The organism is Pseudoalteromonas fenneropenaei (assembly GCF_042643375.1).
GTDB lineage: Bacteria > Pseudomonadota > Gammaproteobacteria > Enterobacterales > Alteromonadaceae > Pseudoalteromonas > Pseudoalteromonas fenneropenaei.
In genome coordinates, this window is record NZ_JBHRSD010000006.1 from 106,361 (window position 1) to 131,523 (window position 25,163).

The 25,163-nt window shown below is 45.6% G+C and carries 19 protein-coding genes; 12 read left to right on the forward strand and 7 right to left on the reverse strand.

The genetic code is table 11. The features are described 5' to 3' along the window. Positions 1-5 precede the first annotated feature (5 nt). Together ACFOEE_RS03480 and ACFOEE_RS03485 are read left to right on the forward strand one after the other, a co-directional pair. Positions 6-491, forward strand: coding sequence for a hypothetical protein (locus ACFOEE_RS03480; RefSeq protein WP_377120954.1), 486 nt, complete (start codon positions 6-8; stop codon positions 489-491). Between the two features lie 114 nt (positions 492-605). Then, positions 606-1,868: an alkaline phosphatase family protein gene (locus ACFOEE_RS03485; protein ID WP_377120956.1), complete on the forward strand. Its 1,263-nt coding sequence runs from the start codon at positions 606-608 to the stop codon at positions 1,866-1,868. 10 nt (positions 1,869-1,878) lie between these two features. Here ACFOEE_RS03485 and ACFOEE_RS03490 read toward each other — a convergent pair whose 3' ends face one another. Together ACFOEE_RS03490 and ACFOEE_RS03495 are read right to left on the reverse strand one after the other, a co-directional pair. Then, positions 1,879-2,079 carry a hypothetical protein gene (locus ACFOEE_RS03490; RefSeq protein ID WP_377120958.1) on the reverse strand — a complete coding sequence of 67 codons (201 nt, stop codon included), beginning with the start codon at positions 2,077-2,079 and terminating at the stop codon, positions 1,879-1,881. 146 nt (positions 2,080-2,225) lie between these two features. Further along, on the reverse strand, positions 2,226-2,636 hold the full coding sequence (locus ACFOEE_RS03495) for a hypothetical protein (protein ID WP_377120960.1): 411 nt from the start codon (positions 2,634-2,636) through the stop codon (positions 2,226-2,228). A gap of 216 nt (positions 2,637-2,852) precedes the next feature. Between ACFOEE_RS03495 and ACFOEE_RS03500 the strand changes: the two genes are divergently transcribed. Next, positions 2,853-5,405 (forward strand): putative bifunctional diguanylate cyclase/phosphodiesterase, encoded by a 2,553-nt coding sequence (locus tag ACFOEE_RS03500; RefSeq protein ID WP_377120962.1) that lies wholly within the window; start codon positions 2,853-2,855, stop codon positions 5,403-5,405. 6 nt (positions 5,406-5,411) lie between these two features. Here ACFOEE_RS03500 and ACFOEE_RS03505 read toward each other — a convergent pair whose 3' ends face one another. The 3 genes from ACFOEE_RS03505 to hemH form a co-directional block, all read right to left on the reverse strand. Continuing rightward, a complete protein-coding gene (locus tag ACFOEE_RS03505) occupies positions 5,412-6,047 on the reverse strand; it encodes a response regulator (protein ID WP_377120964.1) in 636 nt (211 codons plus the stop codon). A 64-nt stretch (positions 6,048-6,111) separates the two neighbouring features. Then, complete coding sequence (locus tag ACFOEE_RS03510; RefSeq protein WP_377120966.1) at positions 6,112-7,152, reverse strand: sensor histidine kinase; 1,041 nt, start codon at positions 7,150-7,152, stop codon at positions 6,112-6,114. A gap of 138 nt (positions 7,153-7,290) precedes the next feature. Continuing rightward, positions 7,291-8,322 (reverse strand): ferrochelatase, encoded by a 1,032-nt coding sequence (gene hemH / locus ACFOEE_RS03515; protein ID WP_377120968.1) that lies wholly within the window; start codon positions 8,320-8,322, stop codon positions 7,291-7,293. Positions 8,323-8,549: 227 nt separating this feature from the next. Between hemH and ACFOEE_RS03520 the strand changes: the two genes are divergently transcribed. Beyond that, on the forward strand, positions 8,550-10,118 hold the full coding sequence (locus ACFOEE_RS03520) for a methyl-accepting chemotaxis protein (protein ID WP_377120970.1): 1,569 nt from the start codon (positions 8,550-8,552) through the stop codon (positions 10,116-10,118). Between the two features lie 46 nt (positions 10,119-10,164). On the opposite strand, the gene ACFOEE_RS03525 is transcribed toward ACFOEE_RS03520, so the two are convergent. Continuing rightward, positions 10,165-11,490, reverse strand: coding sequence for an HD domain-containing phosphohydrolase (locus ACFOEE_RS03525; protein ID WP_377120972.1), 1,326 nt, complete (start codon positions 11,488-11,490; stop codon positions 10,165-10,167). An 82-nt stretch (positions 11,491-11,572) separates the two neighbouring features. Here ACFOEE_RS03525 and ACFOEE_RS03530 point away from each other — a divergent pair, with 82 nt between their 5' ends. From ACFOEE_RS03530 to ACFOEE_RS03565, 8 genes are all read left to right on the forward strand, one after another. Continuing rightward, entirely contained in the window at positions 11,573-12,685 is a 1,113-nt protein-coding gene (locus tag ACFOEE_RS03530; RefSeq protein WP_377120974.1) for an HDOD domain-containing protein, read from the forward strand. Next, the gene (locus ACFOEE_RS03535) at positions 12,682-13,230 is read left to right on the forward strand and encodes a heme NO-binding domain-containing protein (protein ID WP_377120976.1); all 549 of its coding nucleotides are present in this window, start codon (positions 12,682-12,684) and stop codon (positions 13,228-13,230) included. Before ACFOEE_RS03530 ends, ACFOEE_RS03535 begins: the two co-directional genes overlap by 4 nt. Beyond that, positions 13,223-14,185, forward strand: coding sequence for a sensor histidine kinase (locus ACFOEE_RS03540; protein WP_377120978.1), 963 nt, complete (start codon positions 13,223-13,225; stop codon positions 14,183-14,185). Before ACFOEE_RS03535 ends, ACFOEE_RS03540 begins: the two co-directional genes overlap by 8 nt. Before the next feature lie 548 nt (positions 14,186-14,733). Then, positions 14,734-17,868, forward strand: a complete 3,135-nt coding sequence (locus ACFOEE_RS03545) for a glycosyl hydrolase family 18 protein (RefSeq protein ID WP_377120980.1) — start codon at positions 14,734-14,736, stop codon at positions 17,866-17,868. 43 nt (positions 17,869-17,911) lie between these two features. After that, complete coding sequence (locus ACFOEE_RS03550) at positions 17,912-19,333, forward strand: lytic polysaccharide monooxygenase (RefSeq protein WP_377120982.1); 1,422 nt, start codon at positions 17,912-17,914, stop codon at positions 19,331-19,333. Positions 19,334-19,404: 71 nt separating this feature from the next. Further along, complete coding sequence (locus ACFOEE_RS03555; RefSeq protein ID WP_377120984.1) at positions 19,405-21,870, forward strand: glycosyl hydrolase family 18 protein; 2,466 nt, start codon at positions 19,405-19,407, stop codon at positions 21,868-21,870. A 140-nt stretch (positions 21,871-22,010) separates the two neighbouring features. Next, positions 22,011-22,784 (forward strand): substrate-binding periplasmic protein, encoded by a 774-nt coding sequence (locus ACFOEE_RS03560; protein WP_377120986.1) that lies wholly within the window; start codon positions 22,011-22,013, stop codon positions 22,782-22,784. Positions 22,785-22,821: 37 nt separating this feature from the next. Continuing rightward, positions 22,822-23,592, forward strand: a complete 771-nt coding sequence (locus ACFOEE_RS03565; protein ID WP_377120988.1) for a substrate-binding periplasmic protein — start codon at positions 22,822-22,824, stop codon at positions 23,590-23,592. Between the two features lie 10 nt (positions 23,593-23,602). Here the strand turns inward: ACFOEE_RS03565 and ACFOEE_RS03570 are convergent, their stop codons facing one another. After that, complete coding sequence (locus ACFOEE_RS03570) at positions 23,603-25,108, reverse strand: phospholipase effector Tle1 domain-containing protein (RefSeq protein WP_377120990.1); 1,506 nt, start codon at positions 25,106-25,108, stop codon at positions 23,603-23,605. Positions 25,109-25,163: the final 55 nt, after the last annotated feature.

Below are 25,163 nucleotides of genomic sequence, written 5' to 3' on the forward strand. Positions count from 1 at the left end.
GTGTCATGAAATTACTAGGGACCTTTGCATTATTACTTTGCAGCGCGCCATTGTTCGCATTAGATGATCAAGCTCAATCAATTAGCTGTAACAAATTAACCTACCAAAGAGATTTGCTGACCGTGATTAGTGATAATCAAGCGTCACATGAGTTTGCGCAAGAACAGCGACGTCAGCAGCTGGATATGCTATTGCAGCGGCATTGTGTTTACACGCCAGAGAGTTTGCTGAAGATAAATTCGGAGATCCTTGTAAAAAGCAATGTAAACCTCACTATCGCAGGCGTCGTATTTCAAGATGCAATGCAACAAACGCAGTGGGAAAGCTATTATCAACTTCCCGAACGATGTCGTAGTAAAAGTGCTGATCCAAGCGAATTCGTATGGTGTAGTCAACATCGTCGTGAACAAAAATTACGTTTTCTGAAGCGCCAGCAGTTGGAACAAAACTCCGATGGCTTTGTATCCTTGGTAGCAGCATATACGCAGTAACGAACTTTCAATAAATTGATGTAAAAGTGACTAACTTTACACAATTTTCTCGGCAATATTGTGCGTTTGTACGATATTCGCGGTACACTGACGTTTTTGTTATTAGGGAACACTATGGTTCTGCTAAAGCAGTTGACTCGGTCCATCTCCATTTTCTTCGCTGGGTTAATTACATTTTGTTGTGTTGCATCGACGACACTTGATGGACGTGCGCCGCTGGTGCCAGCACCTCTCCAGCAGCATGTTGTATTGATTTCTTTGGATGGTTTTCGTTGGGACTACATCGAGAAATTTGCGGCGAAAAACTTAGCTGCGATAGCAGATAAAGGTGTACGCGCCAAACGTATGCAACCCGTTTATCCAACAAAAACTTTCCCTAATCATTTGTCAATGGTAACCGGCTTGCTGCCTGTCAACCATGGCATTATTGATAACGAATTCTGCGATAGTGCGCGTCAGCTGCAGTGTTATCAAATGGGCATGGGGAAAACCGACAGTAGTTGGGTAAGTGGTATTCCGCTGTGGAATTTAGTCAAAATGAATGGCTTAAAATCAGCGACCTATTTTTGGCCGGAATCCGAAGCGCGGATCAACGGTATGGTGCCCGATTATTATTACTATTATTCACAACATGCGGATTATTCGCAGCGGGTTGAGCAGATAATGCAGTGGCTGCGGTTACCAAATGGCTTAAGGCCGACATTTGTGGCAGGTTATTTTTCACTCGTCGATACCATAGGTCATCGCTATGGCCCTGATAGTGAGCAGACTAAACAGGCAGTACTGGAGCTCGACGCACTAATAGGTCTGCTCTACGCTGACTTGCAAACGCTGCCTTTTGCGGTGAATTTAGTGATTGTATCTGATCATGGCATGGCGCAGATTGATCCCAAAAAAGCCATCAGCTATCCAAGTCTTCCGATATCAAACCGCTGGTTGGTGAAAAACTCAGAATCTCGGTTGTTGTTGTACGCAAAATCTGATGCGAAAGTTGATAAGGCCAAACAAATTGAGTTGCTAAAAGCGGCGGCAAAAGGTCGTTTTAAGGTGTTAAGCGATGAGCAATTGGCTGCTCTGCATTACCAAAATAGCAGTCGAATTCCAGACATCATTTTAGAAACTCAGCCCCCAAGAGTGTTTAAAGGTAATGAAAAACTTACTGATCTTGGTATTCATGGTTATGTTGATGCAGATACCATGGACGCTATTTTTATCGCTGCGGGGCCAGCATTTAAAACCGGTTTAGTGTTGCCTGTGGTGGAGAATCTTGATGTCTACCCAACTCTTGCGCAGGTAATGGGGTTAACTTTATTCAACCAACCCGATGGTGATGGCGCAACTTTGGCTCCCGCCTTATTGCCTGCTAAGCGGAAGTAACAGTAGTTAATTAGTGACGGTGATGGTTTTTGTGCTTTTCTTTGGCACGCACAACGCAACTGGCGAGCGCATAAACCACGTAAACCAATACTAGCGCATTGCCGACCACTAATATTTCTTTATCGGACGCGAGCATCCAGAGCATAGCTAAAGCAAGCATGGCTAGCGATAGTTGCGAAACCAAAGGATGAACAGAGCGAGGCTTTTTCATGTCAACCATTCAATGTTGGGAATGCTGATAAGTGTAAAGGAATTTACTTAAGGTTAAAACCGCAGCAAGCAAAAGAACCACATTGTACGGTTTTAACAGAATAGGTCCAACGCTACGCGCCTGTACCTTTTTTAGCTGCACAAAAGCTACATATCACATTTAAAGTTGATTTTGGTGACATAAGGCCTACCCATGGCGTGCTCTGCAGAGTTGCCTGCAACGGATGCAATTGCCCCTGCGTCATCAACTCGACCATCGCCAAAGATCCACAACGCTGTGCCTACGCCTGAGACTATCTCGGCGGTTTTTAACGCAGCGAGGTAATCCGCTTCAGGTTGGCTCCCTTCATAACTGACAGTTTCATTGAGGACATACATCTTCGCTTTCAGGCTTTGGCAATAGTGGCGCGCCTGTTTGAGCGCATCCTGAATGCCTTCATCGCGCTGCTGCGAGTTTACTACTACATAATGAGAGTTTTGTGCACTTGGCCGAACATCATCATGATGGGCGCAGGCTACCAACATACTTGCAGTTACTAATAATAAAAAATGCTTCATATCAACCTCACAGACCAATAATGTACCATTTTCCCCTTATTCGGTGGCTTTTGACCAGTAAAAAAATGTAATATTGAGCAAACACTTGTGCGAAATATCATGAAATATTTATTACTCACTCTTTTATTGATCTGGGCTAGGAATAGCGATACTGTGGTAATGTAAATTATTAATCTAATGTAACCTAATTTCTCAACTAACGTACTGTGTTCATCTATGACCTTATCATTTAGTCACTTTTATAACCTACCCAGCAGTAGCGCTCGCTACGAGTTTGCTGTGGAAATGATGTACAAGCGCTTTGGTGCCAAAGTGTGCATGATAGGTAAGTTTGTAGAAAACGGTGAAAAAGTAAAAACCGTTGTACATAGTGAACACGGTGAGTTGATAGATAATATTGTCTATGAACTGCGTGGTACGCCCTGCCGGGACGCCAAAGACAGCCATAGTATTTGCCTGATTGATTCTTGTATTCAACAGCGTTATAGCGATGATGAAGCGTTGCGAGTGTTGAATGTTGATGGTTATTTAGGAGTGACACTGAGGGCGTTAGATCATAAGCCGATAGGTATAATGGTCTGTTTGTTTGAGATCTGTCCGGTAATTTCAGAAGACGATAAAATTTGGTTTCAAGAATTGAGCCATTTAGTTGGTGCTGAGCTCAACCATAATCTTGAAATGGCGCAGCAAGATGCGTTACTCAATCACCTTACTAAAGGTGAACGTATTGCTAAACTCTGTTCTTGGTCATGGCAAGTAAATGTCAATCGCCATTGGTTTAGCTATGAAATGCCAAGGCTGATGCTCAAACCTGAGGCCTCGCCAAGTCTCGCTACGTTTTTAAATAGCCTGACTGAGTTGGACGCACAGCGTGTGCAAAGGTTGTTTAAACAAATCAAAGCTGGCATGGTGCGCCATGTTGATATTTCGGTATTGCATCGCCTACATAATCAACAACGTGGTTTATTCCATATTGTTGGTCAAGTCGAGCAAGCCGAAGACAACGAAATCGTGTTTAATGCCACGATTCAAGATGTGACTTACATCACCTCTTTAAACCAACAGCTTGAGCTCACCAACGTCGTATTTGAAAACGCCAACGAAGCCATCATGATTTGTGACGCAGAGAATAAAATCATCATGATCAATCAGACCTTTGAGACGCTTACAGGTTATACGGCGGATGAGCTCTGTGGTAAAGATCCGAAAGTATTATCGTCAGGTCTGCAGGATGGGCGCTTTTACCGCAAAATGTGGGAACAGTTACTTCAGCACGGTACTTGGAAAGGCGAAATTTATAATCGCCGTAAAAATGGCCAAATTTTTCCGGAGGAATTGACTCTTACTGTGGTTAAAAATGACATCGGGGAAATAAGTAACTATGTGGCGATTTTCCGCGATATTACGGATTGGAAACGAACCGAGGCGCAGCTGACCTTTTATGCGAATCATGAGCCTTTAACCGGTTTGCTTAACCGCCGTAGCTTTATGGATGCGCTGGAAGTGAGCATTTCAGAGGCGCGTAGTCATCATACTCCTTGTACTTTGTTATTTATCGGCCTTGACCGCTTTAAGGAAGTCAATGACGTATTTGGCCCAGAAACTGGTGATAGGGTACTAGTATCGGTAGCGAAACGATTACGAAACAGCGTTCGTCAGTTGGATATGGTTTGTCGTTATGGCGGTGATGAATTCGTGATTTTACTTAGTCACTCCAATGTTGATAGCGCCATGAGTGTCGCGCAAAAGCTGAGTGAAAAGCTTCGTCAGCCATATGTGTTTAATGAGCTCACCATCGAAATTACCGCAAGTATCGGGGTTGCACAGTTGGAAGAAGGTACGGCAACCAATGCTGCGACCTTACTACGTAATTCTGCGCATGCTATGTCGAGTGCAAAGAAGACTAATGTCGGTAGTGTGGCCTTGCACAGTCAGCAAATTCAAGCCGCTTATCTACAAAAAATAGAGCTAAAGCATAAGCTTAAGCAAGCATTGAAAGATGGCACTTTAGAGGTTCACTATCAACCAATCGTCGACTGTTACTCGGGCAAAATCACCAAGTTTGAGGCTTTAGCCCGCTGGCATGACGCGGAGTTTGGTGTTATCCCGCCTGGGCAGTTTATTCCTCTTGCCGAAGAGTTTGGTTTTATTCACCTTATAGGCCAGTTTGTGCTTGAGCGTAGTTGTCGCGATTTGGCCGAAATTCACCGCGCGGGTTTTACCCAAGTAAGCATCTCGATAAATCGTTCTGTGAATGAATTTAAAGTCAGCAATAATCAAGTTGAGCAAGTAGCTAACGCGATTGCACAGGCTGGTATCGCACCAAACAGCATTACTTTAGAAGTAACCGAATCCATTGCAACTAATAGTTACACTTGGCATATCTTAGAAAAACTGCGGGCTTTGGGTGTGCAAATAGCGCTGGATGACTTCTGCACGGGATATTCTTCGCTCAGTAACCTCATAGAAAATCAGGTCGACTTCTTAAAAATTGATAAGTCATTTGTGGATAGTCTGCTGGCTGATCAAGCTAAACAAGTGATGATCAGTGGCCTGATTCAAATAGCCTCGCAGTTGGGTATCGCTGTTATTGCTGAGGGTGTAGAGACTGATATGCAGCTCCAGTTATTGCAGCGTTTTGGCTGTCATTTTGTGCAAGGTTTCTATTTCAGCAAAGCACAAAGGTTAGATAAATGTATTGCGATGTTGAAGCAAGAGTGCCAGCCATTTGACGCTACAGGGCTAAGCGGTAAAAACGGCACGGTGTAGGTTGGGCTACTTAACTAACCCTAGTTCATAAGCTCGTAGCGTGGCTTGGGTGCGATCACGAACCTGTAATTTGGCAAGTACATTAGACACTTGATTGCGCACTGTACCTTCCGCTTTAAACAACAATGCTGCTATCTCTTTGTTGGACTTACCATGCGCAATTAACGCCAAAATCTCTCGTTCCCGCTCAGTAAGTTGTTCCAGCAATGGCAGTGTGTGTTGATTGAAAAGTGAGCTGGCCAGCGTTGGCTGGATCACGACTTCACCCCGGCAGACTTGGTGCAGCGCATTTTCTAAAGCTTCTAAAGCGATATCTTTGAGCAGACAACCTTTAGCGCCAGCTTGCATGGCGCGCCGCAGCTGTTGGGTGTCGTCAAAGGTGGTGAGGATCACACAAGGGCGCATGAGGTTTTGTAGCTGCATTTGCTCTAACACTTCTGCACCACTTAGCTCCGGCATGCGCATGTCCAACAAGATCACATCGGCATCCACAGTATTGCTCTGTAGTTGCTGTAAAAACGCTTTACCATCTGATGCACTCCCGCTGACCACAAGTGATTGCGACAGCGCCAGCAACGCCTGCAATCCTTGACGAAATAATGCCTGATCGTCCACCAGATGCACTTTAAGTTTGTGATTCATTTAGCTGTCCTTACATTTAATCGTAACGTGATAAACATTGCCCTAGTTCCCCAAAACACCGAAATTACAGCTTTATACGCAGTACCAACTGAAAACAACGAGCTTGCGTGCAGTTCCAACTCAGTTCAGCGTTACAAGCAGAAGCTCGCTCAGCCAAGCCCAGCAAACCATTGCCGGGGTTGACCAAGCTAGGGCAGTGGCCACCGTTATCTGCAATAGTGGCGACAATGTCATCTGCTGTTTGGACAATCTTGATATTAACTAAGCTCGCTTGGCTGTGTTTTAAAGCATTAGTGATCGCCTCCTGACAGGTGCGCAGCAGGCAATGTGCCTGATTTAAATCCTCAACTTTAAGATCTGAGGCTATGTCCAAAGTGACCGTTAAATTCGGTAAATTGCGGGTCAACTCCTTCAATGTGGTTTGGATAGCCACAGGCTGCAGCTGGCGTTTGTCGCTGACCACTTCACGTACACTGGTCAGGCAGCTTCTAGCTTGCTGATAACAGAGGGCTAAGTTGTCGTCTTGTGGGTGGGTACGGCGTGCGACATCTAGCATCAAAATAAGGCTGGTAAGATGATGCCCGACATCATCATGGAGCTCTCGAGCGAGGCTAATACGCTCTCGCTCAGCTGCTGCTTGGCTGAGCAAATGGCTGGTTGCTGCTAACTGATTGTTGGCAAGCTGGAGGTTTTCTTTGGCTTGTTGCTCCTGGTTCATGCGCTCGCTGAGTACTAAGGCAAAAAGATGGAAGCAACCAAATAACGCTACATCGACCCATCGCCAGCCATTGTGCCAGTAAAATGCCTGTGCCAGCAAATAGAGGCCTAAAAAGGCCGGGATATAACTATAATATGCCCACTTAGGTAGATAAAACGCCAAAATTGCACTGAGCATAATGCTGTAAATCAATATGATACTGTTGTCTTCTTGCAGTAGTAGCGCAACGAGTAGCGCGACCGCAATACCCAGCCCAGTATAGCGACTTGCTAAACTGAAATGTTGACGAGTTTCATTGGTTACAAACAATAAGGCAGGTAACAAAGCACAATGTAAGGTAAATAGCACCCACCAAGATGATGAGTTACGACTGTCTAAGAGGCTCAATGACGCAACTGCTGTCCAAGTTGCCAGGGTGGTAATTAACCACCCTGGAGTATAACGAAAGCATTCCAACACTTTGTCTGCTCGCCTAATTTTTACCTTAGCATAGCAAATTTGCGGCATTTCGAAATACGACAAATGTCACGCTTTATTAGATAAATAAGGAATAACTAGCTTCGCTAATGCGGCAATGTGGTCTTCACGGTCATTAAGTGCTTTGATATAACGGTAGTGTTTACCGCCAGCATGCATAAAGGTTTCGCGATTTTCCTCTTCTAGTTCTTCCAGTGTCTCTAAACAATCCGCGCTGAAGGCTGGGCTTAATATCGCTACATTATCAATACCTTGCTTGGCAAACTCAGTTAAAGTGACATCAGTATATGGTTGTAACCATTCAGCCTTACCAAAGCGGCTTTGGAACGTGGATACCGCCAATCCTTCCGGTAATTGTAAGCGTTCACTCACTAATCGAGTTGTTTGCATACAAAAACAGTAGTAAGGGTCGCCCCAGTTTAAAAACTGTTTTGGTGTACCATGATACGAAAACACCAGTTTGTCAGGGGTGCCGTTAGCAGTTAAATCCTCGGCGATGGAGTTTGCTAAAGCTTCAATGTAGTCGGGTTGTTGATGATAGCCATTGATAAAGTGCAATTCAGGTACCCAGCGCCAACTACGCAGTACTCTACTGACGGCATCAAATGTTGAGCCTGTTGTTGCGCCTGAATATTGCGGGTACAAAGGTAATACAACAATCTTCGTTACACCTTGCTCGCGCAGCTTAGTCAAGCCACTTTCAATTGAGGGATTGCCATAGCGCATGGCCATTTCGACAATCACATCTTGATGCCCTAAGCGGATTAGGTGTTGCTGTAACTTTTGCTGTTGAGCTTGTGTGATGGTGATAAGAGGAGCACCTTGCTCAGTCCATATTTTTTGATAATTCTTCGCAGACTTAGCCGGACGAATACGCAAAATGATGCCGTGCAGGATAATTAGCCACAGTAGGCGAGGGATTTCCACAACTCGAGGGTCGGACAAAAATTCTCGCAAATAGCGGCGCACAGCACTGGTTGTAGGGGCGTCAGGGCTACCAAGATTAGTGATAAGTATGCCGGTCTTTTGGCTGAATCCGCGTTGGTGAGGATTATCTGTGATGGCTGAAAATCGAGACACGCTGGCTCCTTTGAGCAATGTTGAAGGGTAGATGGCATCATTTTACAAGAGGATAACAACGTAAGTCATCTAACAATGGATCAATCTCTGCAATCGAAAAAAGCGAAAACCATACTTTATTCGCAATTTCTGGAACATGATAAAATATCCATTGAAAATGTAAGGTTAAATAACTAAGGTGCCAGCCATTTATCCTGCTGTCATCTAATTGTAATAAGGAAATTGTTGTGCGTCGCAACTTACCTATCACACCGCATGAGCAACATTTTGACTCATCAACCCAGTTAATTTCTGTCACCGATCTACAGGGCAATATTGTTAGCTGTAATGATCATTTTGTAAAAATTAGCGGTTTTGCACGCACTGAGCTGATTGGCCAACCGCACAATATAGTGCGCCATCCCGATATGCCGGAAGCTGCGTTTCGGATGATGTGGCAAGAGCTGAAAGCGGGCAGGCCGTGGATGGGGATTGTAAAAAATCGCTGTAAAAACGGCGATTTTTATTGGGTAAATGCTTATGTTATGCCCGTAACTGAGCGCGGCCGCGTGGTTGGTTATGAGTCGGTGCGAGTGAAGCCAACAAAACAACAAGTGGCAAAAGCCAGCAAGTTATATCAACAGCTACATGATGGGAAATCCGCTAACTTCAAAGTGCCAAAAGCCACCCAAGCGATGGCTTTAATAGCCATGATGTTAGCCTTTTGTGTAATGCTTTGGCAATGGCAGCCGATTGCGGCTGCGGCGCTATTAGCACTGTTATTGGTCATTTGTAATCTACTGCACTGGCAGCGCCGTCGTAAAGACATGGCCGAGTTAAGCCAATTATTCGCCCATAGTTTTTGTGACCCAGTTGCGATGGCCGTATACAGTGAATTCCGCGGAGTTAAAGCGGAACTTGACGTGCGTATTCAAAGTGCGCGCGCCCATCTTGAAACCGTTTTAGCGCGCTTAAGTGATGGCGCGGAGCAAGTTGCGGTTGGGGCTGAGAACACCAAACAACTTAGCCAGCAAGCCAGTTTGCAGATTCAGCGACAGCAAAGTGAAACTGAACAAGTCGCAGCTGCAATGACGCAAATGAGTGCTAGCATTCACGACGTCGCTACTCATATCCAACAAACGGCTCAGGCTGCGGGCCAAGGCGAGGCATTGGCGTCGCAGAGTAATCGCTATGGAGAGAGCACAGCTGAGGCGATTAGCAAATTGGCGGAAACAGTGCGAGAAATTGGCGCCTCTGTACATGGAGTGAGTGCGCAAACTGCAAAAATAGCGGAGGCTGCGCAAATCATTGAACATATCGCGGAACAAACGAATTTACTTGCACTCAATGCGGCGATAGAAGCGGCACGCGCTGGCGAGCAAGGACGAGGTTTTGCTGTCGTAGCGGACGAAGTACGCCATTTGGCGCAGCGCACTCAGCAATCGACCCATGAAATTTATGCCATTATCAAAGAATTGACCGAAGGTGCTCAAGCTGCGGTGAGTATTGCGGACCAAGGCAAAGAAGAAGCGCAGCATGGATTAATGCAAATTGCGACCAGTGCGGATTGTTTAATCCAAGTGCGGGAAGCAATTGCTGATATTCAATCTCGCGCTACTACGATTGCCAGTGCAGTTGCCCAGCAGGCGGCGGTGTCAGACGAAATTAATCAGCAAGTGACCAATATTGCTGATCTAGCCCGCGAAGGGAGTAATGGGATCGTGCAGGTTTTGCAAGCCAATGGGCAGCAAGCTGCGACAGCACAGAATCTTCATGAACTGGTTGCGCGTTTTAGTACTAAAACCACTAAACCTTAATCAAGCGTCAGTCAAGTAACTGCAGCTTGCGTATCCCAAGCTGCAGTTACTTAACCATGATCCGAAATGGTGTCGGGCGCTGCGCCTCTAACTGTTGCAACTTGGCGATGGACTTGTCTGAAAACACATGGCCTTTTGGTAACAGCATAATGCCTTTATGGCTATGAATGGCAAGTCCTAAGGTCATACCGGGCTGCAACTCAGCGGAACTGATAATATCCATTGAACCCACTTGCTCCGAGGGGTTGCTTTTTACATTTTGGAGATGCTGTTCTAAGGCTGTCACAACTTTAGGGTGGTAAAAATTGCCGCTGTAGAGTTTTATCATTTCTAACGCATGTTCAGCACGCGCGGATTTTGGTAGATTGCTGTCATGAATATGTTGTTGGTAGTCCCGAGCCACAGCGAGAATGTGTGCTGTGATGGGAATATTCTGACCTCTAAGCCCTTTTGGAATACCATTGCCGTTGTACTTTTCAAACTGATGGTAAATTCCCTCCGAGACTTCACTGAGGTGCGGTGCTGGCATTAACATCAATTGTGCAATGGCGGGATGGGTATAAAATAGCTTACGTTTTTCATCGCTTAGCTGATTTACCGAGACTTTATAAACCTCAGGATCCATTGCCAATAAACCTACTTGTGCAAGATAGCCAGCCATACTCACAGTTTCCAAAATGGCGTTACTCAGCTTAAGTTGTTTTCCAATGCCTCGGCAGGTTTGAGCGACTTTTTTTGCCAGTTCTGCATCTAAATAGGGGTTGGCATTGATAAAATTATACAACACTTCTACCGTTGCTTTGTGGTCGCGCTGTTCATGCTCATGCGCAACTTCAAGTTGCTTCAGAACTTGGCGAATTTGCTTGGTGCGCTTATCAACCAAAGCTTCTAGCGACGTATTTAATTCCTTGAGTTGGTTATTCTGCGCTTCAATTTTCGCTAATAGCTGCAGGTTTTGTTGCTTCAATCTATATTTTTCTACAGCTTCTTTGACGGTTTGAATTAACTGATCATTTTGCCAAGGTTTTTGCAAATAGGCGTTAATACCCCCTTTATTGACTGCATTTACGGTAGCATTCAAATCTGCGTAGCCTGTCAGTAAAATGCGTTGGCAGTTAGGTGCAATGGCACGGGCCTTTTCCAAGAATTCATCGCCGCTCATATTAGGCATACGCATATCACTGATGATCACTTCAAATGGGGTTTGGCGCAGTGCTTCAAGTGCACTTTGCCCATCAGTAAAGGTAGTCGCAAGCAAGTTGCTACCTCTTAAAACTCGTGTCAAAGAGCGCAGCACACTCTCTTCATCGTCAAGGCAAAGTACTTTTGCAGGGGCTTCAAAATCCAAGGTAAGTGGCTCCTCAGAAATCATTAGAATTTAGTCTTATCTAATTATCACTATTGATAATTTAGTCTAAGCTTAGGCAAGAAACAAATTTTCAAGGTTTTGGCTAATGTTAAAGATAACAGCGCTTGTTATCGATGATGATGAATTGATCCTTCGCGCCTTGAGTCGTACTTTAAAGCACATTGATAGTGATATTGATGTGTTTACACTGACTCAGCCGCTAGAACTACTCCATTGGGTTGCTGAACATGGCGCACCTGATCTACTTTTTTGCGATTCATTAATGCCAGAATGCTCGGGTGTCGAAGTCTTAGAACAGGCGAGATTGGCTCTCCCTGCTACGGTTAGGTGCCTGTTAACGGGTGACTTATCGACTAACTTATCGTGGCAAGTTGGAAATATCGCCCATTGCTATTTTGCCAAGCCCTTCACTAAGCATCAACTGGTTGACGTTATCAAAAATACGCGGCAGCTCAAGCAACTGGATTTACCTCAAGATACCAAAGCTACTTTGGGCGCGTTAAGGGGATTGCCGGCATTAACGGCAACCACCAGTCAAATTCTGCGCAGCTTACGAGAAGTGCCACCTAGGCTCGATGTCGTGGCTGATTTACTGAGCCAAGATCCGCCTTTAGCCGCAAAAGTAATGCAAATTGCTAACTCTGCTTTTTTAGGCTTTATTGCGCCTGTACACAAAACCCATCAAGCGGTGTTTCGGCTTGGAAGTCATTTATTACAGGCAGTGATCACCTGTTTTGAACTTGAGCGGTTAATGATTCCTGTCGGTGGTGAAATGGAAATAGCCCGGTGTATTACACTCGCTCAACAAAAAATGGCGCTCGCGGAATCACTGGGTGAATATTTGAGCCTACCACGCCATTTGTTGGAAGAGTTGCAATCGTGCTGCTTTTTAAGCGCAATAGGACCTATTTGCGCTACTTGCTTAGGCCAGTCTGATTGGAGTGAAAAGCAACAAGCTGAGCTTTCAGCTTATCTGTTAGCCTTATGGGGTTTTGAGTCATTGGTGGTCACAGGTCAGCTTTACTTACATGAGAACTATGTTGACCACCAACTTATCACCTTGTTGCACGCCGTCATTAGTTTGCAGATAGGCTCAGGTGCAACCTGCAACGATGTGCAAAATGCGCTGAGCGGACATCTAAAGGCATTGTCTTATACGGAACAAGTCGCTAAGTGGCGGCTCAAGGAGTCCCAATGAAAGGAGTTATTTTTCGTGCATTAGAGCAGTTGGTAGTTGACAAACTGGGGATGGCGGCGTGGAACAACTTATTGCAACACCATGGGCTTGCTGAGCAAGTTTACATCTCACCTAAGAGTTACCCAGATCAAGAGCTAATGAGTTTGGTCGGTGGTATTTCCGAAGCGTTAGCCATACCTGCAGATCAGGTTGTGAAGATGTTTGGAGAGTATTTGTTTGGCTACTTGGCAAATCGCCATTGTGCAATAATGAACCAGTTCGTTAATTTTCAGGAACTGATATTTGGCATTGATGCAGTTATCCATAAAGAAGTGATCAAGCTTTATCACGAGCCTAATCTACCAGCGATCCGGGTTGAGCAAGGGAGTCAGGGAGAATTAAATGTTTTTTATGCTTCCAAACGTCAACTCTGTTGGTGTGCAGAGGGGTTGATAGTTGGAGCCGCAAAATACTTTAACACTCGGATTAGCCTGCAGCACCCTGAGTGTATGCACCAAGGGGCGAGTGAATGTCGGATAGTTGTTAAGGTTGAAGATAATGGCTGATATTGATTATCAAGCCGCGTTTATACGTGAGCGGCGAGCGCGCGATGAACTTGAGCAGTTGTTTGAAGACCAAACGCGGGCGTTGTTTGACGCAAATTTGGCGTTACAGGAAAAAATTGCCACGCTAGAGCGGCAAAAGGCTCTGGTATTAAAAACTGAAAAAATGGCGACGCTAGGGTCACTTGCTGCGGGAGTTGCACACGAGATCAATAATCCACTTGCGTATGTTTCTAGTAATATTGAGTGTTTGCAAGATTACAGTCAGGCGCTTATCGATATGAGCACCTTGGTGAGTGACCTTGATAGTGAAGGGCAACTCCCGCCAGAGTTACTCCCTTTGGCTGCAAAATTACAAACTAAATATGATGTCTCTGCGATGACTTTTGAGATCAAGGAAATGCTTGACGACGTCAGTGATGGTGTTAAGCGTATTTCGGGGATTGTAAATAATTTGCTGAGTTTTTCTCGACCGAGAGAGAGTCAGTTTGAACACGTGGATGTTTGCTCTCTCATTGCAAAAGTCGTGCGGCTGTTAGAAAGCCAGTTCAAGTACGTAAATTTGGTAAGCCATACTCAAGCTGTACCACTCACCTACTGCAATGGCGATGCATTAGGCCAAGCTATCATTAATGTCTTACTTAATGCTAAAGAAGCGTGCGAGCAAAGACAGGAAAGAGATGGTGTTGTACATATTTATTTGTGCGAAAGCCAAGACATGATAGTCATAAAAGTGACAGATAATGGCTGCGGTATGACAGAAGAAACCATGACTCGGGCTTTTGAGCCATTTTTCACAACTAAACCAGTTGGTCAAGGCACTGGTATGGGTTTAGCTGTGGTTTATGGTGTTATCGCTGATCATCAAGGTTCGGTTGATATCGACTCAAAATTGCAAACCGGCACAGTAATTACCATAAAAATCCCAGTTTCCCACACTCCACCTGTCTATCGCTAAATCAACCAAATTTCATTCGTTTTGAGCCTCATTGGGTTATTGCGCTTTGTGCGTAAATATATTCCTTCAACTCCCTTTTATCTTGGTCTGATCAGGGTACATCTATCCTTGAACAAGAGTGAATGATACGAAATGCTCAGCATACTCTAAAGGTCGTTTTACAGGTGTTTGTTAGTTGGCTTTATAATTTTTTGTAAAAAAATAATTTCTTTTGTTATAGATATTGATAATCTTGTTGACCTAGTTTTTCTAATCTGACTCTTGCATTTGTTGCCCCTCCTCCTTCTGAAAAAAATCATAACCTTTTCATTTTAATGTAATAATTGATTTATTTTTATACGCCAGCAATGAGATTAATTCATGGTGTATATAATTTGTTCAGTATGAGGTGCGCTCATGTAGAAGTGTTAATTTATAGGCTAAAAGTATTGGTTATTGACAGATGTAACGACATTTTACCGAGTTCAAGGAGTTGACGAAGGTAAACTATGTGTTACTTTTATGTTTGCATGTGAAATATACGTTACTAATGATAGGTTGGAGAGAAGATGAGATCACAAAAATATCTCAAGTCGATTGCGCAATTGAGCGCCATTTCACTTGGGTTGTTTGCAGCTCAAGCAATGGCAGTTGATTGTACTAATTTGGCACAATGGCAAGCAGGGCAGGCATACAGCGCTGGACAACAGGTGCAAAAAGCCAATTACGGTTATAAAGCGAATTGGTGGACACAAACTGATCCTGAGACGCATTCTGGTCAATGGCAAGATTGGACTAATTTGGGTCAGTGTGACAGCGTTGTCAATAATCAGCTACCTGAAGTCAGCGCATTTAGCCCTGCAAACGGTACTGAGTTTAATCAAAATGACAGCGTTGCCATTTCGGTAAATGCAACGGATGCTGATGGTACTATCGCGAAAGTTGAGTTCTTCCTAGACGGCGCTTTATTGTCCACTGCAACCTCGGGCAGTCAAGGCGTGTACGCGACCAGTTGGACTGCATTACCTGGTAGCCACACCTTGGCAGTCAAAGCGACCGACGACAAGGGCGGTGTTTCACCTACTTTGAGTCATCAGGTCACGGTGAAAACGTCGGGTCCGGTCAATCAAGCGCCAGTTGCTGACTTAGCGCTCTCTTCTGCTCCAGCCAAGCTAGTCGTTGGTAGCCAAGTGGTATTTGCACTCTCTGGCAGTGACAGTGATGGTCAAGTAACGCAGTTGAGCTTTGCCGTAAATGGCGCTGAAGTCGCTGCTACTTCTGGTGCTGCAACTCAGTATACGTGGACTGCAACGCAATTAGGTGCAGCGCAATTTGTGCTGACAGTAACCGATGACAAAGGTGCGGTATCTAGTGTCTCCAAAACCCTTACTGTGGTTGAAGATACTCCTGGCACAGATCCAGATGCGTGTCGTCCAGCAGGTCTTTACCAAACGCCGGGTGTGAACACCCCCTATTGTACTGTCTACGACGCCAATGGTCGTGAACTTATGGGTGCTGATCATCCGCGTCGTATCATAGGTTACTTTACTAGCTGGCGTAATGGCGCAAATGGACAACCAAGCTACCTTGTTAACGATATCCCATGGGATAAGATCACCCACATTAACTATGCGTTTGCGCATGTTGATGGTAGTAATAAGGTTTCAATTGGCGATCCTAATGCGGCTAATAACCCTGCAACGAATATGGAATGGCCGGGTGTTGCAGGTGCAGAGCTTGACCCAACACTGCCGTACAAAGGTCACTTCAACCTATTGAACAAATACAAAAAGCAATATCCAGATGTCAAAACTCTGATCTCTGTTGGTGGCTGGGCTGAAACCGGTGGTTATTTTGGTGCCGATGGTACACGCGTGAAAAGCGGTGGTTTCTATACGATGACCACTAATGCCGATGGCTCAGTGAACCAAGCTGGGATTGAAACCTTTGCGGCCAGCGCAGTGAGCTTTATCCGTCAATATGGTTTCGATGGTGTGGATATTGACTATGAATACCCGTCTTCGATGGCCAACTCTGGCCACCCAGATGATTTTGCGATTTCGAATGCGCGTCGCGCAGGTCTAAACGCATCTTATCAAGTGCTAATGAAACGGTTACGTGAAGAGCTAGATAAAGCCGGTCAGCAAGACGGCAAACATTACATGTTGACGATTGCTTCACCTTCATCAGGTTACTTACTACGCGGCATGGAAACATTCCAAGCAGTACAATATTTAGATTATATCAATATTATGTCTTACGATTTGCATGGTGCGTGGAACTCACATGTGGGGCCAAACGCCGCATTGTTTGATACCGGTGAAGACTCAGAGCTCAAAGCATGGAACGTATATGGTACGGCGGAATTTGAGGGCATTGGTTACCTCAATACCGACTGGGCGGTGCGTTACTTCCGTGGTGCAGTTTCTGCTGGTCGTATCAACATCGGTATTCCGTATTATACCCGCGGCTTTAAAGATGTAGTTGGTGGCACCAATGGTATGTGGGGTCAGGCGAAACAAGCTGATCAAAATAACTGCCCACCTGGTACAGGTGAAGGTGAGAAGAACTTCTGTGGCGCAGGCGCAGTAGGTATCGACAACCTGTGGCATGACAAAAATGACGTTGGTCTTGAAGTTCCAGCTGGTTCAAATCCATTATGGCATGCGAAAAACCTTCAAAGTGGCATAGTACCAAGTTACCTAGCAGCGTATGGCTTAACGCCAGATACTGATCCACAAGACCGTTTAACTGGTACGTATACCCGTCACTACGATGCGGTTGCAGTTGCACCTTGGCTTTGGAATGACCAGAAGAAAGTATTTATCTCCACAGAAGATGAAGAGTCTATGGCGCGTAAAGTCGATTATGTGATAAGCAACGGTCTGGGCGGCATTATGTTCTGGGAACTCGCGGGTGACTATGACTACGACGCAGCTAAAGGCGAATACTTTATGGGTTCTAGCCTTACTTCGCTGGCGCACAGTAAGTTCAACCAAAGTGGTAGTGCGTACAACGTGCACATCGGCAATGTGAACTTCCAGGTACCAACAGAGCAAGTGGATGTCAGTTTTGCGGCCAAAGCGTTCCCAGTGGGTGATGATAACTACCCAATTTCACCGACATTTGCCTTTACCAATAACTCAGGTATTGATTTGAGCGGTGCGAAAATTTCATTTGATGTACCAGTCTCTACCTCTGCGATTTTCAAATCGAATTGGAATGCGCAGGAAAAACTCGGCATGGCGGTGGACGTAAACGGGTCGAATGCTGCTGGCAACAATATTGGCGGTTTTGAAAATGAGTTCCATCGGTTCTCAATCACTTTAGTAAACGAGTGGGGCGGCAGTCCAAAATCATTTGCACCGGGTGAGACGGTGAATGCGCAAGTGATGTACTACATGCCAATTACAGGTCCAAGCAACTTTGTGGCAGAAAAAGACGGCAAACGTTATGCGTTCAAGTTTGAATATCCACAATTGCCTGCGGCACAACCTGGTACAGATCCGGGCACAGGTGATCCTGTGACTACTTGTGAAGGTAAACCAATCTCTGAGATCAGTGTTTACCCTAACTTCCCTCGTGGTACTCACGCGGCGGCGGGCGACCTCATCATCGAAGGCAAAGCAGTTTACAAAGCCAAATGGTGGAGCAATCAGGCACCTGCAAGCAGCAGTGACTACAGCAAAGTTTGTAGTATCTGATAAGCCAAAATTGGGGGGCAACGCCCCCCATCTGGAGCACACTATGACACAACATGTAAAGTTTTCACCGCTGGTACTACTTGGTGCGTTGTTATTGCCACAGTTTAAGGTTTCGGCGCATGGTTTTATGGAATTCCCTAAAGCTCGGCAGTCTATCTGTGAAGCGCAAGGGGGTTACTGGTGGCCAGATGATGGTTCGAATATTCCCAATGCGGCTTGTCGGGCGGCATTTTTAGTGTCGGGTTATGTGCAGTTTACCCAAGAGCACGAATTTTCGGTCAACGTCGCCAATTACTTAAATCAAGCTGCGGTAGAAGCAGCAGTACCCAATGGCAGCCTGTGCGCAGCAGGCTCACATGAAAAACGCGGGATCAATACCCCACATGCGGACTGGCAAAAAACCACAGTTACGCCAAACAGTAACGGTGAGTTAGCGATACGTTTTCGAGCGACCACTCCGCACAACCCGAGTTTTTGGAAAATTTACCTTTCTAAACCGGGCTTCGATTCCGCCACTCAAGCGCTAGGTTGGCAAGACTTAGAGTTAATTAACGAGTTTGGTACGTTGGAAGTCGTCAAAGACCCTGATGGCAAGCGCTATTACGACATGGTTGTGAATATCCCAGCGAATCGCAGCGGTGATGCCATTCTTTATACCCGTTGGCAACGTAATGATGTTGCTGGGGAAGGCTTCTACAACTGTAGTGACATTACTTTTGCGGCAGATACAGGTCCAGTAAATTGGGTCAGTGCAGGCTATTTTGTTAGCCAAGGCCAATCAGCCAATGTCGGTGATAAAGTGTGGGCACGGGTGTTTAATGGTTCGGGGCAAGAGCTGCTCAGTCAGTTACTGACAGTGACTTCAGCTAATGCGAACAATTGGGGCGCTGAGCTTGCACAAGTTATCAATAGTCAATATGGGCATGTAGCCCAAATTGGCGTGAAACAAGGCAACGGCGAGATTCAATTTGACTCACAAAACTTGCTGAGTAACCAAGTGTTTGTCACGGACAACAACCACACCTATAACCTCACCATTCAAGTTGCTGGACCAAATACGGCACCAGCCGTTCATCAGCCAGATCCTCTCGTCCTTAATGAAGGACAAAGCCAAAGTTTGCATGTGCATGCCTTTGATGATGAGCAAACTGAGCTTAGTTATGACTGGCAGTTTCCAGCCCCTTTGAGCTTCACCGGTACGGGCGCAACTATCACTATTAGTGCGCCACAAGTGACCCAAGATACAGTTTACAGCGGCACCATCACAGTATCTGACGGGGAGTTGAGCACCACTAAAACCCTTTCTGTGACAGTAAAGGATGTAGTTGCACAAAATCCCGCTTGGTCGGCAAGTAGCACCTATGTAGGTGGCAATCGCGTTAGCCATAATGGCGCTGATTATCAAGCCAAATGGTGGACGCAAGGTGAAGAGCCGGGCAAAGCCGATGTATGGCAAAAGCTTTAGAATTTAAGCAGTAAAAACAACAACACCCGCCCAAGGTTTGGGTACAACATGTAAAATAGGTTGAGAAAGTTATGAAAATCAAAACAGTAACCGTAGCAGTCGGTCTAGCGATGCTCAGTGGGGCTGCGTTTGCAGCACCATCAGCGCCTAGTATCAGTTGGGAACCACAACAGTATTCTTTTGTTGAAGTTAATCTTGATGGTAATGGCTCTTATAAGCAACTGGTTACCGCCAAAGAGACAGTGAACATCAGCATTAAATGGAATGCTTGGAGTGGAGCTGGTGGTGATAGTTATAAAGTGTATTTTGATGATATGTTGGTCAATCAAGGTGCGCTCGCGGCAGGAACAAAAAGTGGCACTATCAGTTTCCCTTATCTGAAGTCAGGTCGCCACACTATGTATGTTGAGCTGTGTGAAGGCGCGGTTTGTGCGCGCAGTGCCGGCAAACCCATTGTCATCGCCGACACGGATGGTGGTCATTTAGACCCACTGCCAATGAATGTTGATCCGAACAATCGCAACAATGGCACCATTCCAGGCATGGTGACGGGCGCTTACTTTGTTGAGTGGGGGATTTATGGTCGTAACTTTGATGTGACGAAAATTCCAGCTCAAAACCTGTCGCACTTACTATACGGTTTCATTCCAATTTGTGGTGCCAACGAATCGTTGAAAGAAATTGAAAACGGCAACAGTTGGCGCGCACTGCAAACGGCCTGTAGTGGCACTGCAGATTATGAAGTAGTGATCCATGACCCGTGGGCCGCGATTCAAAAAGCGATGCCGGGTGTAGATAGCAACGACCCAATCCGTGGTGTGTACTCACAGCTTATGGCGTTGAAGCAACGTTACCCTGATCTCAAGATCCTACCTTCGGTTGGTGGTTGGACACTGTCAGATCCATTCCATGGTTTTACCAATAAAGCGAATCGTGACACCTTCGTTGCGTCAATGAAAAAATTCCTAAAAACTTGGAAATTCTATGACGGCGTAGATATTGACTGGGAATTCCCAGGTGGCGATGGCCCTAATCCAAACTTAGGTGATCCAGTCAATGATGGCCCAGCTTATGTGGCGTTAATGCAAGAGCTACGCGCCATGTTAGATGAGTTAGAAGCGGAAACTGGTCGTCAATATCAACTTACCTCAGCAATTGGCGCGGGTTACGACAAAATTGAAGATGTGAACTATCAAGCGGCTTCGCAGTATATGGATTACATTTTCGCGATGACGTATGACTTCTACGGTGGTTGGAACAATGTTACAGGTCATCAAACGGCATTGTACTGTGGCTCACATCAAAGCGTAGGTGAGTGTAATGGCACAGGCGTTGATGACCAAGGTAATCCGCGCAAGGGGCCAGCTTATACGGCTGATCATGCTGTACAACTGTTGCTCCAACAAGGTGTTAATTCTCGCAAAATCGTAATGGGTGCTGCTATGTATGGCCGCGGCTGGGATGGTGTGTTTGAAGCCAATGCAACGATTCCGGGCAATCCAATGACAGCCCCAGGCAATGGTAAATACACCGGCTCTACGTCGGAAGGTGTTTGGGAAGCTGGGATCATGGACTATAAAGCCATCGCTAAGAATTTGGTTGGCCCAAATGGAACTGGCTTAAATGGCTTTGAAGTTGGCTATGACGAGCAAGCGCAGGGTGCCTATGTCTGGAACCGCACTTCAGGCAAGTTATTGACATTTGATAACGCTCGCTCAGTAAAAGCCAAAGGCCAATATGTGAATACCCATACGTTAGGTGGTTTGTTTGCGTGGGAAATCGATGCGGACAACGGCGATATTCTTAATGCGATGTACGATGGTTTGACTGGTGGTGTGATCCCTAATCGTCCACCTGTGGTAGATGTTGCAGCTGCGGTGACAGTTAACTCTGAAGCGCAAGTTCAAGTTGCGGCGAGTGCATCGGATCAAGATGGTGATACTTTGACTTACCTTTGGTCAGGTGATAGTGCTTTGCAGCTCGCGAATACTTCAGCAGCAACCGTCACTGTAACTGCACCAGCGGTCACACAAAATAGTCAATACACACTACAAGTTGCGGTGTCTGATGGCAAAGTGACTACGACGAAAAACGTGGTAGTGACAGTAAAAGCGCCAGCTGGGCCAAACACAGCTCCAGTTGTTGATGCAATTGCTAACGTCACGATGGCAGAAGGCGCAAGTCAAGCTGTGGCTGTAACTGCAACGGATGCGGAAGGTGATGCACTTAGCTATAGCTGGAATGTACCAGCGGGCTTAACTTTAGTTGGCAGTGGCGCAAATGTAACGCTACAAGCAGCTGAAGTTGCAGCAGACACCAACTACACAGTGTCTGTCACCGTGTCTGACGGTACATTAAGCACAACTCAGTCTTTTACTGTGACGGTAACGAATACCGCTGGACCAGTTGATACGTGGAGTGCAAGCCAAGTGTATGTTGGTGGTGATACTGTCGTTTATGGTGGCAAAAACTACCGCGCAAAATGGTGGACTTTAGGAGAAGAACCTGGCAAAGCCCAAGTTTGGCAGTTGCTATAAGTAGTTTTGGTCTGTAATCGCAAGAGGACTCAAGGACGAGCCAGGCCATTAATACTAGTGACAAAGGCGCAATAGCGCCTTTGTTTTTTATGTGCGTTTAGACCATACTAACTAACAAGCAAAGCTAAGTTGAGTGAGCAGTGCGCCAATTCATAGTTATCATTTGTTTATTGTTCAGTGGGGCGGTCGCTGCGAAATGTGAAAGAACATTAAAGGTTGGTATCGGTACAGAATGGCCACCTTATGTCATGTACGCGGATGAGCGCGCTTTTGGACTAGACGTTGAAATTACCGAGCATGTGTTAAAACAAGCTGGGTTGTGTTTTACGTTTGTCAATTTGCCTTCTTCTGCACGAGGCATCAATGAATTGGAAAAAGGTGAAGTCGACATTCTCCCATCTGCGAGTTTCAATACCGAACGTGCAAAAATAGCCTTCTTTAGTGAACCTTATCGCCGCGAGCGGATGCGGTTGTTTTCGCTGTCGCCAGACGAACGTGCGCGCAATTTGCAAGAGTTGTTTGCCGCTGATTATATTTTTACTGCCAATCCAGGCGCTTATTATGGTGAAGAACTGGCCGACATTCTGAAAATTGATTGGTACAAAAAGCGTTTTTTTGAAGTCGCCAGTGTCGATAGACGCATGCAAATGGTTGCACTTGGGCGGGTTAACTATTTAATCGAAGACGAAATGTCAGGGCTCTACTTTGTTCACAAGCTAGGTTACGACAAAATCAAATTGCACAGTTATGTAGTGAATGATAACGCCATTCATTTTATGCTTAGCCGTAAAACTTTTAACGAAGTGCAAGTACGGCAAATCAATGATGCATTGAGCATGGTATTACCGACAGTCATCGCATTACAGTTAAAATACATTCCGAATTATCATCAACTTGCAGATAAAGACCAATGACAGTCAAGCTTCTGGCAGATTTTCCAAGGACGGTGAAATGAAAGTCATGAAAGTCATGAAAGTCATTTGGCTATTCTTACTGATGATGTTAAGCCTAAATGTTTGGGGTGAGCGCAGGTGCGAAGTGACTGCTAAGGTCGGGCTCGCAGCTGAATGGCCGCCTTTAGTGATTTATCAAGGGCAACACACCACAGGACTAGATGTTGAGATTGCTCGTTTGGTGTTTAACGACGCGGCCATATGCTTGGAATTTAAACGCTTACCTTCATCCGCACGGAGCTTGACTGAGATGGAGAAAGGCGAAATTGATTTAGCCTTGATGACCAGCTTCACAGAAGAGCGCGCCAAATATGGCGAATTTTCGATACCTTATCGGCTAGAGAAAATGCGTTTATTTACCTCTCATGCTGCACTGAGTGATACTTCGTTAAGTCAAGCGCTTGAGCGCGGATACAATATCGGCGTGAGCATTGGTTCTTATTATGGTGAGGAGTTTGAAGCCATACGGGGTGGCGAATATCAAACTGCGGTGGTTGAAGTAGCCAGTGCTAAACGGCGCGCACAGTTATTGATGCTAGGACGTTTAGATTTGATCATAGAAGATGAAATTACAGGGCGTTATCTGTTTGCACAAAGCAAAAAGCCGATATTTATGTCTGACTATCCAGTGCATGATAATGGCGTACACTTTATTTGGCGCAAGGGCTTTTTCACCGTAGAGCAAATCGCCGCCATTAACACCGCGATTGTCGCCCGAAAAACCGCAATAGCGTCCTTATTGGCGCAATATCAAAGTGGCAAGCTCTAGCTTGGGTATATTAGCCAAGCCGAGTGACGGTCACTTTGATTTTCCCTGTATTGGCGCCATAGTAGCGGCTAATGTCATTGGCAAACGGGGTAAACTCGCCGCTTTGTGCAATTTTTACGTCGGCGCCTTCATTAATCGCAAAGACCCATTCATCTTTCCCGTTAATCGACCCGATAAGTGCAAACCAGCTGGCTTGGGGACAGCGGCGAAATGGCTCAAGTAAGGTGATGGGGGTGCTTTTCTCACCGACGGTGACACCAGCTCTTTGCCATCCAGTGGCCGCAACTTTCACACCGTTATCAAACCAATACCCGTCAAGCTCTGGCGTAAAACGATAAGTGGCGCCTTTTTCTAACAAAATACCAGTGCAATTGTAGGGCTCTGCTGCATACACCAAACATTCGGTGGATTCGCCTTCTTGCAATACAGTTAGGTTTTGCTTTGGTAACTCAATATGCGCCGATAACCCTTTAAAGGTTAAGGTTTCACCACTTGGGTATTCAAGGCGATATTGCAAACCTTTAAGCGATTCAGGACGATACGAGGCAACATGGAAAATCCGCAGGGCAACACTGTGATGGATAAGTGGCAATTCGCTGCTGAGCTGATTATCGACCATCACAGTGCAAGTTCGGTCAACGTTTTTAAAATTAGCTGAATACCATAAATAGTCTTGCTGGTGGCTAACGGCCAACGGGTTTGGATGAATCGCTAAATCGTCTTCGTCGATTAACAGTCCGCCATCGAGGGGCAACAACGCCGCATAATCAACCTGTTTTGTTGTCAACAAACGAATGGCTATGGGTAAGTCGAGTAACCATTCAATTGCATAGCGCAAACACACGTCAGATAAGCCATCACGGTAAAAGCCGCCACCAATGTCAGAGTGGGCGCCTGCAAACCAGATCTCCTTTACTTTAGGTGAAGCGTTGAAGAGTGTTGGTTCAAAGGCACGGCGTTTATCATCGAGTGATACACAGTGCAGCGCAGCGGCAACATTACTCGCTACATCACAATCACTGAAGATCACATGCTCAGCGCCACATGTTGCTTTGGCAATTTTACTTAAACCAAGCGATGCGACGGTATCGAATACGCATAAGTAAACGTTTGCGCTAATGAATTGCTCAAGACATTTAGCAAAACGCCGCGCCAATGCTGCGCCTCGACTAAACCCCGTTAACAAGACTTGATCACCGGCTTGGTAATGACGCTGAAAGTCATGCAGTGCCTGATTCAAAATACTGCCTACTTCGGCGTTCCGCGGAGCCAAGATTTGGTTTAGTACACGTTTAACTGCGCTGCCTTGCATACCAATTCCGGCGTAGTAAAAACTTTGTTGTTCTGAAAAGTGGCTGGGAGCGTGAGGATGAAGTTTGCCGCCGAGTAGCAAATGGAGTTTGAGAATATTGGAAATGGCGGCGTCTTCTTTGAAATGTTCGGAGGTGAATTGTTCGCTATCGCGGGGCTCGTTGCCCGTACCATCAAAGTTAAAGATTAACAGCTTCGGTGCCATACCTTTATTTCCTGTCAGGGTTTTTCTCACTTTAACGTGAAATTGTGATATTTTT

Excerpts from the sequence above, each read along its gene's own strand:
- ACFOEE_RS03485 (WP_377120956.1), top strand. The coding sequence starts at position 606 with ATGGTTCTGCTAAAGCAGTTGACTCGGTCCATCTCCATTTTCTTCGCT.
- ACFOEE_RS03550 (WP_377120982.1), top strand. The coding sequence starts at position 17,912 with ATGACACAACATGTAAAGTTTTCACCGCTGGTACTACTTGGTGCGTTG.
- ACFOEE_RS03525 (WP_377120972.1), bottom strand. The coding sequence starts at position 11,490 with ATGATTTCTGAGGAGCCACTTACCTTGGATTTTGAAGCCCCTGCAAAA.
- ACFOEE_RS03500 (WP_377120962.1), top strand. The coding sequence starts at position 2,853 with ATGACCTTATCATTTAGTCACTTTTATAACCTACCCAGCAGTAGCGCT.
- ACFOEE_RS03505 (WP_377120964.1), bottom strand. The coding sequence starts at position 6,047 with ATGAATCACAAACTTAAAGTGCATCTGGTGGACGATCAGGCATTATTT.
- ACFOEE_RS03530 (WP_377120974.1), top strand. The coding sequence starts at position 11,573 with ATGTTAAAGATAACAGCGCTTGTTATCGATGATGATGAATTGATCCTT.
- ACFOEE_RS03570 (WP_377120990.1), bottom strand. The coding sequence starts at position 25,108 with ATGGCACCGAAGCTGTTAATCTTTAACTTTGATGGTACGGGCAACGAG.
- ACFOEE_RS03545 (WP_377120980.1), top strand. The coding sequence starts at position 14,734 with ATGAGATCACAAAAATATCTCAAGTCGATTGCGCAATTGAGCGCCATT.
- ACFOEE_RS03565 (WP_377120988.1), top strand. The coding sequence starts at position 22,822 with ATGAAAGTCATGAAAGTCATGAAAGTCATTTGGCTATTCTTACTGATG.
- ACFOEE_RS03535 (WP_377120976.1), top strand. The coding sequence starts at position 12,682 with ATGAAAGGAGTTATTTTTCGTGCATTAGAGCAGTTGGTAGTTGACAAA.
- ACFOEE_RS03555 (WP_377120984.1), top strand. The coding sequence starts at position 19,405 with ATGAAAATCAAAACAGTAACCGTAGCAGTCGGTCTAGCGATGCTCAGT.
- ACFOEE_RS03480 (WP_377120954.1), top strand. The coding sequence starts at position 6 with ATGAAATTACTAGGGACCTTTGCATTATTACTTTGCAGCGCGCCATTG.
- ACFOEE_RS03490 (WP_377120958.1), bottom strand. The coding sequence starts at position 2,079 with ATGAAAAAGCCTCGCTCTGTTCATCCTTTGGTTTCGCAACTATCGCTA.
- ACFOEE_RS03495 (WP_377120960.1), bottom strand. The coding sequence starts at position 2,636 with ATGAAGCATTTTTTATTATTAGTAACTGCAAGTATGTTGGTAGCCTGC.
- ACFOEE_RS03540 (WP_377120978.1), top strand. The coding sequence starts at position 13,223 with ATGGCTGATATTGATTATCAAGCCGCGTTTATACGTGAGCGGCGAGCG.